Raw genomic sequence first — 14,680 nt, 5'->3', positions numbered from 1 at the left:
CTTGCGTACGTATATTGTTAATGTTCGGCCCTGCTGACGCACAACTTGCACACTTAAATCACTCATTTAATTACAATCTGTTGCATTTGCGCGGTGGGTGTATTATTTTGCCCACATGATAATAAAGAAGGATTTTTTGTGTCGTTACTAAGGACAATCTCGCTATATTTCTTGCTGTTTTTTTTGCTTTGGGGCTGCGCGGTAGATAAAAGACCCGATCATTATGTTTCGGCTATTTCAGTCAGCAGCTCATTGGCAGCTCACGCAAGCACTCTTCCCCAGCACCGTGAATTACAAATTGCGTTAAAGCATCGGAACCTGATTATCTCTGAGACGGGAGAGGTGCTGCCGATTAACCAAAGTGTTTGTCAGTCACAGCTCATTTATCGGGTCACTCAAGGCGCTTTTCCTCAATATGTGGGTAAGCATCAAGATCTACTCTCGGGCTTTTACCTTGATGTAGCAAGGGTCAATAACGACTGGCTTGTGGTTGATACCGACAATGACTTTGCTCAAGTCCAGAGTAAAACCCCAAGCCAACTGACTTTAAACACCTTGCTGCTAGCCTTAAAACCAAGGCTCATGAGCCGTGATGTGATTATCATCAGACCTGAGCCTGAGTTAACCCGCTCAAACCTAAAGCAGTTGATTGATTCGATTAAGGCGCAACTTCCAAAGCATCCTCTGCAATTTGTGGTTGCTGATAAGTATGTCGCGCAAGTTGAAAAATCAGGCTTTAAAGCTGTGTCAGACAGCCCTGGTAAATCTCATCTATATCTCGCCCCGACTCAACTGACGTCAGATGCGCGAAAACGAATATTAATGAGCGTCGATAGTTTTAATGTGGCAGAGCCTATCGCAATCGTTGTAGACACGCAGCCATTAATGGCCTGCATGCAGGCAAATAAAAGTGCGGTGCCTGCGCCAACCCAAAAGATCATAGCGCCGCCATTAAAGGTTAACGCGGTATTACTTGCCAATGTATTACCGTCCAATGGGGATTTTAATCGTCTCGATGAGCAACAACGGCTACTGAGTTCTGGTCAATATTTAACGATTGATAACCTACAGCAAAGTTATCCGCTGAGTCATCAAGTTGACAGCAATCGCTGTCGTAAGCTTAAGCCTGGTGATGAGTTCTATCGATACTGCTTAGATAGACAGCAAGATGGCGATACCGCGGTCACAACTCAAAAATACATCATGAAGAAACAACAAAAATGATATTAAGTCAGTTTTCAAAGCAAGCAAAAATCTTACTATTGCTGTCGCTCTTTATGGTTTATGTCTGTTTAGAGTTATCGCTAAACATACTGTTAATCGACATGTATGCCCAACCTATTCAAGCGGTCTTTGGTGAGCACAGAATGACTGCCGAAAGGTTAGAGTTATTTGGCAGAACCCTCTCCGGATTTGGTTTAGCACTGGCTTTAGCGACATTTATACCGGCGAAGATTTTTAATGTTTTTATTGGTGATGAAGCCAAAAAAGTCGTGGCCAATAAACCGATTGAACCTAAAACGGCTCAGCTCATCAATGGGGTTTTTCGTCCTTTGTTACTGGTATTGCTATGGGCGTTAATTATCCCGTGTTTGAGGATTGCCGTTGATGGTGTTGTCGATACCACTTCTAACGACAAAAAACTCAGTGCAGTTAGAGCGATTGTTTATAAAGAGGCCTATTTGGCGGAAACTGTCGCAATTGAAGGTTTTCCCGAGTTTGACGACATTGTTAGCGATCCCCAGCGCAAAGATTTAATGGTGGCGCTCATTCCATCTCTGGCTTACTTCTCAGCAGGATTTAATCAATTGATTGAATCGAACTTAGAAAACATGGCTGACCAATTTCTGCTGAATCGCCAAGAAGTGTCTTTTATTACCGAGGCCATCCCCCGTATTCGGCAGTTTGACCGTACCTATAAACAAGAGCTGGCAAGCTATCAAAAAGCCAGTAAAGCGTACTTAGTGGCATTAAAGAAAGAGAACAACTATAGCCTGATTGAACAAGAAAGGCTGTCGTTATTAAATCAAGCGAATGCCAGCATTACTGACCATTGGAAACGTTATTCACAAGCGCTACTTGATGCGGACAATTACCGTAAGGATGTGGCTGAAGATGCTAATAATGCCATAAGAAAAGGCTATAGCTCAGTCAAAGATGACTATTTTAGCTCAAGCTGTAAATCAGACTGCCGCCAGCAACTAAAGGTCGATTTTGCCGAGTACCTAAGCACACTCAAATACGACACTGGCGAATCATTCGGTGTTTACCTGACCGCTGACGATATCACCGTTGCCAAAATGCTTAAGTCAAAGTACTACCTTATGTCGATGTTCGAGCGTGGGCGGATAAAATACCTACACCGACAGTATGGTATTCCAGAAGATATGGAATACGAGCAATATAATAGTTCATCTCAAGCGGTATCCGTCGCAGTGAATGTGTTTAAAAAGCAAGGGGTCACTGTTGCTAACGATTGGACCTTAAGCGATCAAAGAGGGCTACATAAAGCCATTGAAGCCAAGTATAAAGGCCGTGCCAAAGCACTTTGGAATGACTACCGCAAAAACGCTACTTTTTCAGTAACAAAACCACGTCTAGACAGAGTCGGCTTTGCCCGGTTACCCCAGGTGACTCAATACGCCAAACAAACCTTGGGTAACTACTATTTAGCGGAATTTACCCCGAGTATTTCGGAGCGAAAATACAAAAAACTATGGCTCGCCAAACAAGACAATATCTCCTTTATTAAAATGGTGACCTCGACCGCTGCGACTGCGGCTTTCTCTCCTGGTGGCAGTATGTTCATGCTGGGTAAAGATGCCGTCAAGTTAGCCGTTATTCCGCCGATGAGTATCGCCGCGAGTTTATTGGCTATCTTTTTGTTGTTTATCAAACTAGGTGTGTACTTGTGGTCACAGAGTAAAGGCTACCTCACCCTAGCAATGCTCGCGGGTATATTGGCTTTTGGCGTGCCGGTAGGTAACTCTATGGCAGATAAAAATGCTTATCACGTGATGATGGGGAACTTCGCAGAAGCGTTCAGTACGGTTGACCCATTTGATAAGTTTTTTACCATCGGCTTTGGCTATGTTCTGGATATTGAAAACGGAATTTTTCAAACCTATCGGGACCTAACCGTGGTGAAATTGGTTGGACAAATCATTAAGTATCGCCCGCCATATCAACTGCAAGATCAAGCTCAGCCTGTCGAAGCTATCGCCGAACACGACGAACACTTTTTATGTGCCTATGATGATTTTGCTTATACCTGGCTATCATTTTTGCCAAAGCATTATGGTTTTGGCGAGGTTATCAAACCCTTCGACACCAATATAACGGTACTTAAGCAAGACTTGAATGTGGGGGCGTATATTGGAGTGCGACTTGAGAACGAAAAAGTGACTTCGGTTAATATGCCTAACTTTTTGCAAAACTCCGATATTGGCGTGCTCGCAGATCAAAAGTTTTTCTATAAGCCTGATGTGGCTGGACTGGTGTCTGAGTTTGCCTCTAATTTCGACGACCCGCAGTATTGGCTTAAATTGGGGCAAGGTGATATTGGCAAAGAGTCGTTAATGCAAAAGCTTGAAATAAACATGGCGGCTTATCTTAATAATCAGCCTGCTACGCTGTCGCTGTTAAATACATTGCACAAGAAGGGGCAAAATAATTTGATTCTACTTGAGCTTAAACGCAACAAAAAATACCGCTGCTTTGTGCTCGGGGTGGTTGATGCCCAGATGATAAGTGACTCAATCAACGTCAACTTCTTCGATTATGAAGAGTTACCTAAATGTAAGGCTGTCCTATGATAAAAAAGATGTTCCTTTCCAGCACTGAATGGATAGCAGAACAACTAGCAGAAAAACTGCTATTGCTACTCGCCGCCGGTGTTTTAGTGGCTTGCATTCAATATTTTAATTACCAAGAACATCAAGCAATAAGTGATGCAGCGAAGCAAACTGAAATTATAAAAATTAAACTTTCAATGATTACGGAACAATAACCATGACAGCAGAAACTAACAAAAAAAGATTCTCTTTCGAGTTTGATATATTTAGCTTACTGACCTTGGTCGTTGTTTTATATTTGGCCTATAGCGCCCATACGACCAACATGAAAAATGCTGAGAAGCTCAATGGTTTACTGAGCAAATACGAACAAACATTAGATATGGCAATCGCTAATGACAAAGTGACACTGGACCGTTACCAAAAGAATGTGAAAAAAGCGGTACAGTCACTGTCGCCAAAAGAGCGTCAGTTGATGTTAGCCCTGCTTGAAATTGAGCGAAAGAAAGTAGCGCTATAAGTATTATCCCCATCTTCAAGTAGGATGGGAATAAAGGCAAGGTGCTGACAAGTGCCTTGTTCTCTATCTCTGTAAGAGACAGAGCAGCCACTTTTTGACAGCTGTTAACTTGTACTTAATGGGACTTAAAGTTAACTTATTGGTTCAAGATTAAATTAGACCATTGGCGAGAACAACCAAACATAGGCCTCCACTGCTAAAACTTCCTATATAACTGTCCATATTAGCGGCAGAACCCTCACTTTTCTCCCGCCATATTACCGAATGAGCAGGCTTTGCTGTACGCAGTAGGGCAAAGGTGTCACTATCGTTGCACTAAGTCGTGCCATTGCCTGTTTGAGTTTCATAGGCGGCTATCGTTCTTTCTATCAAGATGCTAGTTAATAGTCGCTTCTTGGGTCTTAGCTAGCGGTCGATACACAGAGCTCTGAATAATAGCCAGTATCACAGCAAGTCGCTATTGCCACTTAGATCCCCATTTAAATGTGGAGCCGGTCAAAGGTGAGCTTGGTATCTTAAGTGCTAGGTTCGAGTATTAGAGGTTCTAGGTTAATAAAAGAGAGAGCCGCAAGACAGGCAAGAGATGTTTAATCGTTTATTTGTTAATAATAAAAAATCACAAGGAACAATATGATACAGCTAACTAATTCTGTGTGCGAAGCCCTCATTTGTGGTGTTTGGCGTTTAATTCCAGTTGAATCATTACATGGGAGCACTGGGATTTTACGCAGATGCCCAGAGTGCCATGCCTCTATCAAGCTAATGAAGCTGGGTAAAGAGGGACAACATCCGTATTTTGAGCATGAAAAAAGAAACCCTGCTTGCAGCCTCATTTCAGCTAAAGGCAAGGCGGTTAAGTATGTTCATTCTTCGGTTAACGTATCGGAAAAGGATAGAGAAGACAGTGAAAAGTTTGAAGGTCTATTATCCCTCTGCATCAGTAATAATGACATGATCAACGACGGTGAGATGGGCGAAGATATTATCGATGTGTCTGACTCGACTTTATCTGATTTAGAAAAAAGACACGCTATAAACGCGCGTATAGGCCTAGGAACATTTAAAGAAGCAGTCATCAGCGTATGGGGCAGTGAAACCTGCGCGTTAACACTGACACCAGTGAAAGAGATGCTTGTTGCTTCACATATTAAAGTTTGGCGCAATTGTGAAAATACCGCAGAGCGACTAGAGGGTGCTAATGGCATTCTATTGTGTGCTCATATCGATAAGTTATTTGAGAAACATCGAATCACTTTTAGAAAAGTTGGCCGTGAATATAGATTGAAACTGGCTGATGATTTAGACAGTTCACTAATGACACAATTAGGGATCAATGAAGGGGATGCACTCGCGACTGGCAGAATGAATGCCGCAGACCTTGAAAAATTTGAAGACAATCTAGCCCATCATCAGAAGATTTTTAATCATCTAAATGATAAAGAGATAGTCTAACCCCAACTTATAGAACAGCAGCTAAAGTAAGCTGTTGTTCTATATTGCATTTAAGTACCAACCCTTCCATGTGTAAAGCCATTATTCGTGGCCAAAGTACTCAACTAAAAAATCTATAAATGCTATTAAGGTCGATTCTCTTATTCAGATTTGGCTTATTTAAAGCGTTCAATGTGCATAACCCATTCATCTATAAAAAGCGTCAACCTATTTCAGGACGGGACATATCTTGGATTAGAAGCGACCGTTGAGCGATACACCGACCATAAAGCCATCGGGGGTATTATCACCGTCTAAACCAAATTGTTTGGCAACACTGAATTTTGCGGCGAAGAGCTGAGATATCTGCCACCAGTATGAGCTTGAAATCGAGTAGGAGCTGTTACTGTCATCATTACTGTCTTGATTATTACCATAAGTAGAGATGTACTTACTCTCGGTATCATATTGACTCCATAAATAACCGGCGCCAACAGACCATGACTTTGTGATGTACCAATCAGCGCTTAAGTTTACTATATTGCTATCTATTTGAGAGTTTCCGCTATAGTTGCTAGTACCGTCGTTATCAATCGATTGGCTAATATAATCATAGTCACTATCAATATAACTCCATTTAGCGAGAAAATCTAAACCTGAAAATGATTGTAATGGCACGAAACTGTGTATTTGCGCCGAGTAGCTTTTACTGTCTATTTCCGAACTCGTAAAGAGGGAATAGACATCGTTGCCAAAAGAGCGACTACCTGAGCTTGAGCTGGTTTGATAGGACAATGAAAATTCAGAAGTTTGATTAAAATAGTAACCTAGGCTAAATCCATATGCAGAAATGTCATCCCCAAGAGCTACAATGAATGCGTCATCGTCTAAGTCGACCTCGCTATAATTGGCAGCGACAAACCAATTCGAGTCCAGTACATAGGTGCCGTCGATACTATAAGATACACTGTCATCGAGTATACTCACTTGAGCATATTGTGCCTCGAGGTTAGATGTTTGTGCCAGAAAACCATTGAGTGCGTAGGGACCATTTTGGCTATCGACCGGCGTGAAATAAAAGCGGTAATCTACACTCCAGAGTCCGTTATCCAAATCATCGGTATGGCTACCATAGCTGACATTGGCTTCATGCTGATAAGTATTAGTAGAGGCATTATTGTCGTTGGCTTTAGCTGAGGTGGAAAAAAGTCCTAACAGTACTGCAAAATATAAGCTGTTCTTGTGCATATTACGTCCTTGTTTGAGTTAATTACAAAGAAGCTGGATATAAAAATGCTTAAGATATGCATTTTACATATATTTAAAGCCCATTAAATCAACTCGTTGCCTCCTTGCTATCAGTAATATACCTGAACAGTGGTTTAAATGTAAACACTTAACATCTATGGATTTCTTTATAAGTGTTTATGAAAATATAAGCGTGAAAAAAATGAAAAGCTGAGTTAGATCGCCAGCTGTCTATGTCAGTTCAAGATCTGTTCATCTGCAAGTTTGCCCAATATGCCGGTTATCTGCTGATTGTTCCTCTGCGTTTTTACTAATGTTTTAATTGTATATAAAATAGTATGTTACAAGAGAATGTGAACAGAAGGAAAGTTTATTAGCTGATTATATAATGGTTATAGTCACTCTCTCGAATGACCCTATACTAAGCTCTATTCGCTTGATGACTGTTTACAGAACCGCTACTTAAGCTGGATATAAAATGAGTATCTATCTTCATTGCGGTGGCAACAACGGTTTAGCATTTACCAATGCGTAAACTGTTGAATATTACAAATCAATCACTATAAAAGGACTTTGATGTGACTAATAAAAATGCAGGTTTTATCGATTTAAATTATGATCAACGGTTGAAAGAAATCTGGAAGTATACTCAGCGTGGGTTGGTCTACCCAGCACCACATGCCATTTTTACCACTATAGCGCTTAGTGCAGATATATCCCGACAGAGACTCGCTACCGTTGTTGCCAAAGCACGGCAGTTTATTCATAACAGCCCTAATGTAAAAAACCGTCACTCTTCGGTGATTTTGGGGGTATCCCTGCCACGATGGAAGAGAATATGTCAAAGCGAAGGGATTGAAGTTCCAAAAGGAATGACATTGAGCTCTCCTGAAGGGGAAACCCCAGAGGAATCAAGTGTTTTTAAGCGTTCTTCTGGTTCATTTACTGACTCTAACGATGATCTTTGGTTCCATATTAAGAGTGACAGTGAAACGGCTTGCCAAGAAATATTGGCGTTTATAAAAGCAGAGCTAGCAGGCGTAATAGCGAATAGTGTTGATGTCACTGCAGCATCGAAGTCTAAGTACGATGATGGTAAACAAGGCAAAGTCTTAGGCTGCCGCTTCTCTGAAAATCTCAATAATCCAGCAGATCCTGTTTCAATTGCGAAGCACACCATTACCGGGGTAGAGGATATAGAGCACATAGGTTCATCTTATGTGCTTGCGCAACGTTTCGTTATAAATTGGGATCAAATAAATAGTATGACTGAAGATCAGATTGAAGATCTGATTGGGCGTAAAACCGACGACACCATTATTCCTTCTAGGGACCAGCGTTCACATATAAAGTCGGCAAGAATGCAGGATGATCAAGGAAATAATACCCCTATATTGCGTCTTGGCCTTCCGTTCGGAAAAGCATCGACCAAAAGCTGTACTCGGGTAGCGAAGGGGACCACGGTGGCTGATGAAGAGGGCATATATTTCGCCGGTTTTGCCAAGTCTGTGACAATTCTAGAAAACATCATGAATAACCAAATTGGTGGCACTCTAGGTTATATGGATGACCGTTTATTCAACCATATAAAATCAGATCTAGGTGGGTTCTTTTATATACCGAGCGTCCAGGATCTTTCACTAGAGAACAACAATGATTACGCTAATGATTTTTCGAAGTTAGAAGCTGGGGACTGGTCTGCTTTTCCTGGGGTCGATTGGTCAAGGCTAGACCGACATTTTGAGCAAAGATCTGAAAATGGCCTTATGTATTACAACCATAAAAACTACCTTAACCGAATGGCGACAATGTCTGCAGAGGATAAGCTTACCTATAACCCTCCTTCAGCAAGAGTGTTAAGCCTGTTAGAAAACACTTTCTCCCTTTGGCAAGATAACTGGTACATAAATAGAAAGCAGGATGAGATTGCTCATAATCTTCAACATTACATGCAGCAATACCACGGTGAAGATAAGCTCGAAAGCATCATGCTAGAGTCTGTGATGTTGCGTAAGGGCTGGGCAACAAGATTGAGTCTGCATCTGTTCACTTCAAAAGAGTACGGCTTCCGTGGTAGAAAAATCCTGCTGGACGATGGTAGCCTTTTGCCATATCCAGGACATGATCCTGAAGTTGGTAAAGTCATCTATGGTTCTGACACTTTCCGCATTTCTCCCGAAGAGATTATTGTTGGAGCAATGCCTAACCTTAGTTTAGGGGAGGGACGGTACGTGATGGAATACCTCACTGAAAGTGAAAGGGTTGATGGCTTTATCAAAGGTTTGAGTGAAGCTTCAGGTGTTGGTCATGTTATCCCCAACTTCAAAAAAGTCCTTGAGCGAGGCCTAGGTCAATTAATCGCCGATACCAAGCAGATGAAGACAGGATCATGTGATAAAGCGGAAGAAGATTTCTATCAGGCGGCAATTCTATCTCTACAAGGTATTAGTGAGTATTGTCTCCGTTATGCTGAACTGGCACAAAGCAAAGCAGAAAACCTGAGTGATGGTGAAGAAAAAGAAAGGTTGAATTTAAAAACTATTTCCAATCGAATGAAAAAGCTCGCAACGGACAAGCCAGAGTGTTTTATAGATGCATTACAGCTAATTTTCACCATTCATAATTGTTTACACCTGACTGGCGAACCAACTGCATTTGGAAGAATGGATCAATTGTTACAGCCATTTTTGGATGATGATTGCATTAGCTTAGATGAAGCGCAGGAGGCAATTGATGCCTTTTACGTCAAACTAGATGAAAAAGTTCAGCAGAACAGAGTCTTTATGGAAGATCATCAGCCATTTGGTAATCTTGCAATGGGAGGAAGTTCAGCTTCATATCCTCAAGGGGCATCACTTGGGCAATGGATTCAACAAATTACAGTCGGCGGAACTGTAGCAGATGGGGAACCATTTGAGACCAGCAAGCCTGCTTATAATGATGTGACCAAACTCTTTATACGTGCATCAGCAAGGTTACCTCTTAATGCGCCTTGTCTCTCATTACGGACTAGAAAAGACATGCCCGAAGAGATCTTGCAAGAGGCCGCTGATGCTATTCTTTCTGGTGGTGCACATCCCATTTTACTTAATGACGAAAAAATTATCGCAGGGCTAAAAGGAAGTGGTAAAAGTGTTGGTGGGGGAGATATCGCGGATAAAAGTGATGGTACTTGGAACTCTGACGTAACAGATGTTTCAGCACAAAACTATGGGTGTGACGGCTGCTATGAGCCACAATTCCCGGGTGAAAACTGGTTCGCCCTTGGTGGGTTCGTCACACTAACACCATTGGAGTGTGCCATAAATAACGGCAAAACATATGCCTCAGCAGGTGAAACTTTTCTCTATGGAAAAGTAGAGTCTTTGGCTTTTTCTCCAGTAGATAAAATTGACAGTTTCGACGCCTTATTAGCGCTGTACTTTAAACATTTTGAATATTTAAATCGTAAAGCTATACATCAGCAGTTAGAGACTTATGGTGCAAATAGTAAATTCTGTCCTGCGCCACTGCTTAATAATTTCATGGATGGCTGTATAGAGAAAGGCCAAGATTTTTACAGTGGAGGGACAAAATACAACATCTTCGGCCCTTGTTACACAGGTTTGAGTTCAACGATAAACTCGCTCTACTCAATTAAGCAGCTAGTGTTTGATGAAAAAGAAGCGATTACAACATTACCTGAACTACTCGAATGTCTATGTTGTGACTGGGGCTATAAAATGACAGAGCCATTTATTAGTAGTTTGGCGGGAGAGGGGCGTATAAGCGCTCGCTCAGACAGGTTCAAGCGTCTGAGAGAGAAAGCATTACAGCTACCTCGTTATGGCCGCGGAGATGAAGATATTGATGCTTTCGGTGACTTAATAGTTAGTAAGGTTGCAGATATTGCTGTAGAGACATTTACTGAGCCATGGTTAGCATCTCAAAAAATTATGGCTAAGCTTGCCAAATCCTTTGGAAGTGAGGAGTTTCCTTTTGGATTTCAAATACAGCCAGGGGTTGGCACATTTGAAAATACTGTGGCATTTGGAGCTGGCAGTGGAGCAAGTGCTGATGGAAGAAGAAGTGGTGCCAGTATAGCTTCAGATCTAAGTGCTGCGCCGAGCCCCGCAGATCGAAGTGTAGATCACCAGTATGCAGGGTTTGGTCAATCATTAGCAGGTTTTAATGGTACTGGCTCGCAGAAGATGACTGAAGGCGCTCCTACTGACTTTAATATTAGAGAAGACTTTCCTAAAGAAGAGCTTGTTAAAGTATTGAAGCAGTTTGCGGAAGGAAACTCTTCCAATGTGCTGACGGTTACAGTGGCTAATCCTGAGGTCTTCAGCGATGCAACTGCGCACCCTGAAAAGTATGACCTATTGCGAGTGAGGACTGGCGGTTGGACTAACTTTTTTACTTCGGTATTTCCAGCTGTGCAGGAACAACACAAGCGTAGACCTGTATCTGTACCTGATGGGCAATGTCCGTTTGTGAATTAACATAAATGTGAAGGCGGGTATTTAAGTTGAGTCTTCTTAACTTGAATACCTAGCTGTTACATGGGCAGTTCTCAAGGGAATAGCGACTATCGTATTTTGTTTTGCCTGAACGCTAAAGGCTACAAAAAATCGAAATTGTCAGCATGGTGTTGAGATTCTTGGTACTGAATTGCAAATACAAAAGGTCGTATATGGTCTCCCCACAGGGACTCGAACCCCGATCGATCGCTTAGGAGGCGACTGCTCTATCCTGTTGAGCTATAGGGAGACGCCAGTGATTATACTGGTTTTACTCTAGATGAAAAGAGTGTATACAAAGTCTTTGAATTTATTTGCTTATTTTGCTCGTTTATTACTCGGCTAGAGCTTTATCGCCAGATCATTGATCTGAATATTCAGTGAAGCACTCACGCCTTTAAGCACTGCAGTGGCACTTTCTTCAGTCACCTGGTCGATAGTGATAGTCGCTTTGCTCTTGCCGGCAACGGCGCGCATGTTATCCAATCTATCGGGCATATTTTGTTGCAGAACCAATTGCAGCGTATCGCCGACACGGATACCGTTACGTCGGCCTAGGTTGAGTATGATCCTATCAGCCTGCCTAGCAACGACCTGGCCTAAAAGCGGGCGACAGTTCAGTGCTTCGTCAATATCTTGGCTGGCTTGGATTAATATCGTGCTGATCATGTCACCATATTCAGAACGCCAGAACTGATCGCTATTGGAGTTTACCGTTTGCTGCAGTGAAAACTCCCATTCAGCGGATTGCGCGTATTGCTTGCTCCACACCTTTTCGCCGCTAATGGCATGAAATAGCGACAACCTAAACTGGAATGCACGCATAGGGTCATTTTCCCACAACCCAAATGTGCGGGTCGAGGGCTCGGGTGATATATCGATGATCTCGGGCAATAATATGTATTGGCTGTCGGTGATCTCACCTAACCAGCTGGGCAATCTATAACCTCTAATATCAACTAACGCCTGATCTACATCTAAGCGTTCATTAGCGTGCAGGTGGGTAAAGCTGCTGCTTGAGTTTGTTTCAATGACTTGGGCGAGTTGCTCTGACAGGTTTTGCTCGAACATGCCGAGATTGCCGTATCTGAGTTGTGCTCTGTCTTTCATTGAGGCTTGTGGCACTAAAATAGAGGCTTTTAAATTATTGGCTTGGCAAGCTTGCTCAAACGACTCAATGATGTCGATACGAATATTAACGGTGATGTAGTCATCTTCTATAAGCTCGCTGACCATTTCTACCGCTTGGCCTTGTGCATTGCGAGTGAGGGTAAAGCTGTCATTGACCAGTTGGCCATTACTGACGGTTTGCTCACTCGAAAAACGAGCGCCGCTTTTTAAGGTGGCGTAACTCACTGCTTGCTCTATGGCATTTTCTCGGGCTTTTGCTAAGTTGTTGTCGACAATCTTGGCTTGTCCGCTCGCTTGGATCCACTTTGCTTGCACTGGCGCTGTAATCATAAAAGAGCAAGCCAGAATGACAGTGATAATGCTACGTGAAGCCAGTTTCATATTAATCTTCCAAGTCTTTAGGCCAACATATTCGGCTTAATATAGGGGGACTGTTTGTCAAAAAAAGGTGCAATTGCTTGCCGACAAAATGACAGTCTGAATCGATAAGCTTGAAATAAGCAATATCTATGCCCTTTATTGAGTTAGTCGCATGGAATTAGCGATAAAGTTTCTCAGGTTTGCGCCGATAACTGCTGTAGATAACAATATAAGTTTTGGTTGGCCGCCGTTTAAGCAAAGCGCCGTTTCTACTGACGACAAGTAGATGGTTTTGTTTCAAATAGGCCAATCTCTGTTGCTGCATAACAGGAATAAAAAGATGTATAAGACATTAATCTTGCTGCCGCTACTGCTGGTGCTAGGCTGTGAAACCACGCAGACCGAAGCGTCTGGCCAGCAGACGCTAGTGAGCGGCAATGGCTTGCCGCACCTGTCATCGATTAACTATCTGTCGCAACAGATGGTTAATGAGCTCGTCAGGCAAAACGACAGTTTAAAACCTACGCAGCCGCTATTAGTGGCAACGCCGGTGATGTTGTCGGATTTAGCGACCACCAATGAATTGGGCTTGCAGTACCAGCAAGGGCTAATTGCGGCATTACATGATCACCAGTTTAATCTGGTCGACATGAACGTGGCCGAAACATTGCGCGTCACTCAAACGGGTGACTTTATCTTGAGCCGAGATTGGCAGCAGTTACCAGCAGATATCGATGTCAGGCATGTGGTGGTCACCACGATGAGCCCAGACAAAGACGGTATGGTGATTTACAGCCGTATTGTTGACGTGAGTAATAACCGTGTGGTTTCTGTTGCACAAAGCTTTGTACCCATTGCGTCGATGTCTGGCATGTTAAGCCGCGCTGAAAAAGTAGTGTCTGAGAATGGTTTGTTGTACCGCTCTGAAAATGCAGGGCAGCGAATGGCAACAGTGGTGGGAGCCCAGTAGATGAAAGCAATGATTCGATGTGCGGCGGTAATGCTCTTAGTCGCTTTAAGTGGCTGTTCAGCACAGGACCGTTATGTACAGTATGAGACAGAAGCGCCAGAGACTTTTCCGACATTGACAGCCGTTGGTTATGCCACCTTGGCTAACCAACCCTCATCAGACCCGGCGCAACGGGTACTAATGGCGATGCAAGCGTCAAAGATTGCCGCTTATCGCGAGCTGGCTGAGCAGGTGTACGGCCAACACTTGGCAGCCTCAAGCCAGGTCAGTGACTGGATGTTATCGGATGATGAGATCAAAACTTCGGTCTCTGGCGTGATCCGTGGTGCCAAGGTGGTTAAGAGTTATCCCGCTGGTGAGCATTATGTCACTGAGTTGGAATTGGACTTTGAACAAGTCTGGGCACTATATCAGCAGCAAAACCGTTCGCAAAAAGTAAAAGAGATCACTTATTTTTGAAGATGGGCTGCTGAGCAGCTAAGGAGGCCTTCAGCCTGATAGGTACTCGGTACTAGGGCGTTCGCCAGCTCACTGCTAGGACGGACTACCTCCTGCTAGGAAATCAACAGCAAACACCCTTTAGCTTTTGATGTTGATTTTATGCTTTGCTAGCACCTATCTGAAAGCTGAGAAGGTACTAGGTACTAGGACGTTCGCCAGCTCACTGCTAGGACAGACTACGTCCTGCTAGGAAATCAACAGAAAACACCCTTTGGCTTTTGAT

Annotated in this window: 10 protein-coding genes and 1 tRNA gene; 8 read left to right on the top strand and 3 right to left on the bottom strand. The window is 43.0% G+C overall.

Annotated elements, in window-relative coordinates; genetic code table 11:
* Window positions 1-138 precede the first annotated feature (138 nt).
* The 5 genes from L2755_RS16460 (at window position 139) to L2755_RS16440 (ending at window position 5,766) form a co-directional block, all read left to right on the top strand.
* Window positions 139-1,224 (top strand): hypothetical protein, encoded by a 1,086-nt coding sequence (locus L2755_RS16460; RefSeq protein ID WP_248981767.1) that lies wholly within the window; start codon window positions 139-141, stop codon window positions 1,222-1,224.
* Window positions 1,221-3,815 carry a hypothetical protein gene (locus L2755_RS16455; protein ID WP_248981766.1) on the top strand — a complete coding sequence of 865 codons (2,595 nt, stop codon included), beginning with the start codon at window positions 1,221-1,223 and terminating at the stop codon, window positions 3,813-3,815. The genes L2755_RS16460 and L2755_RS16455 overlap by 4 nt, the downstream gene beginning before the upstream one ends.
* On the top strand, window positions 3,812-4,009 hold the full coding sequence (locus L2755_RS16450; RefSeq protein ID WP_248981765.1) for a hypothetical protein: 198 nt from the start codon (window positions 3,812-3,814) through the stop codon (window positions 4,007-4,009). The genes L2755_RS16455 and L2755_RS16450 overlap by 4 nt, the downstream gene beginning before the upstream one ends.
* Before the next feature lie 2 nt (window positions 4,010-4,011).
* Entirely contained in the window at window positions 4,012-4,314 is a 303-nt protein-coding gene (locus L2755_RS16445) for a hypothetical protein (protein ID WP_248981764.1), read from the top strand.
* A gap of 630 nt (window positions 4,315-4,944) precedes the next feature.
* Entirely contained in the window at window positions 4,945-5,766 is an 822-nt protein-coding gene (locus tag L2755_RS16440) for an HNH endonuclease signature motif containing protein (RefSeq protein ID WP_248981763.1), read from the top strand.
* Window positions 5,767-6,000: 234 nt separating this feature from the next.
* Here L2755_RS16440 and L2755_RS16435 read toward each other — a convergent pair whose 3' ends face one another.
* Window positions 6,001-6,993, bottom strand: coding sequence for a putative porin (locus L2755_RS16435; protein ID WP_248981762.1), 993 nt, complete (start codon window positions 6,991-6,993; stop codon window positions 6,001-6,003).
* A 578-nt stretch (window positions 6,994-7,571) separates the two neighbouring features.
* On the opposite strand from L2755_RS16435, the gene L2755_RS16430 reads away from it, so the two are divergent.
* Window positions 7,572-11,477 (top strand): Dyp-type peroxidase, encoded by a 3,906-nt coding sequence (locus tag L2755_RS16430; protein WP_248981761.1) that lies wholly within the window; start codon window positions 7,572-7,574, stop codon window positions 11,475-11,477.
* Window positions 11,478-11,669: 192 nt separating this feature from the next.
* Here L2755_RS16430 and L2755_RS16425 read toward each other — a convergent pair.
* A tRNA-Arg gene (locus tag L2755_RS16425) sits at window positions 11,670-11,745 on the bottom strand.
* Between the two features lie 92 nt (window positions 11,746-11,837).
* Window positions 11,838-13,007, bottom strand: a complete 1,170-nt coding sequence (locus L2755_RS16420) for a flagellar assembly protein FlgT (protein WP_248981760.1) — start codon at window positions 13,005-13,007, stop codon at window positions 11,838-11,840.
* Between the two features lie 319 nt (window positions 13,008-13,326).
* On the opposite strand from L2755_RS16420, the gene L2755_RS16415 reads away from it, so the two are divergent.
* Together L2755_RS16415 and L2755_RS16410 are read left to right on the top strand one after the other, a co-directional pair.
* Window positions 13,327-13,956: a FlgO family outer membrane protein gene (locus L2755_RS16415; RefSeq protein WP_248981759.1), complete on the top strand. Its 630-nt coding sequence runs from the start codon at window positions 13,327-13,329 to the stop codon at window positions 13,954-13,956.
* Window positions 13,957-14,415 (top strand): LPP20 family lipoprotein, encoded by a 459-nt coding sequence (locus tag L2755_RS16410; protein ID WP_248981758.1) that lies wholly within the window; start codon window positions 13,957-13,959, stop codon window positions 14,413-14,415.
* The last annotated feature ends 265 nt before the right edge of the window (window positions 14,416-14,680 follow it).

The organism is Shewanella abyssi (assembly GCF_023284025.1).
Lineage (GTDB): Bacteria > Pseudomonadota > Gammaproteobacteria > Enterobacterales > Shewanellaceae > Shewanella > Shewanella abyssi.
This window is presented reverse-complemented; position numbering and strand designations above follow the sequence as displayed.

Excerpts from the sequence above, each read along its gene's own strand:
- L2755_RS16420 (WP_248981760.1), bottom strand. The coding sequence starts at position 13,007 with ATGAAACTGGCTTCACGTAGCATTATCACTGTCATTCTGGCTTGCTCT.
- L2755_RS16445 (WP_248981764.1), top strand. The coding sequence starts at position 4,012 with ATGACAGCAGAAACTAACAAAAAAAGATTCTCTTTCGAGTTTGATATA.
- L2755_RS16435 (WP_248981762.1), bottom strand. The coding sequence starts at position 6,993 with ATGCACAAGAACAGCTTATATTTTGCAGTACTGTTAGGACTTTTTTCC.
- L2755_RS16455 (WP_248981766.1), top strand. The coding sequence starts at position 1,221 with ATGATATTAAGTCAGTTTTCAAAGCAAGCAAAAATCTTACTATTGCTG.
- L2755_RS16415 (WP_248981759.1), top strand. The coding sequence starts at position 13,327 with ATGTATAAGACATTAATCTTGCTGCCGCTACTGCTGGTGCTAGGCTGT.
- L2755_RS16410 (WP_248981758.1), top strand. The coding sequence starts at position 13,957 with ATGAAAGCAATGATTCGATGTGCGGCGGTAATGCTCTTAGTCGCTTTA.
- L2755_RS16450 (WP_248981765.1), top strand. The coding sequence starts at position 3,812 with ATGATAAAAAAGATGTTCCTTTCCAGCACTGAATGGATAGCAGAACAA.
- L2755_RS16440 (WP_248981763.1), top strand. The coding sequence starts at position 4,945 with ATGATACAGCTAACTAATTCTGTGTGCGAAGCCCTCATTTGTGGTGTT.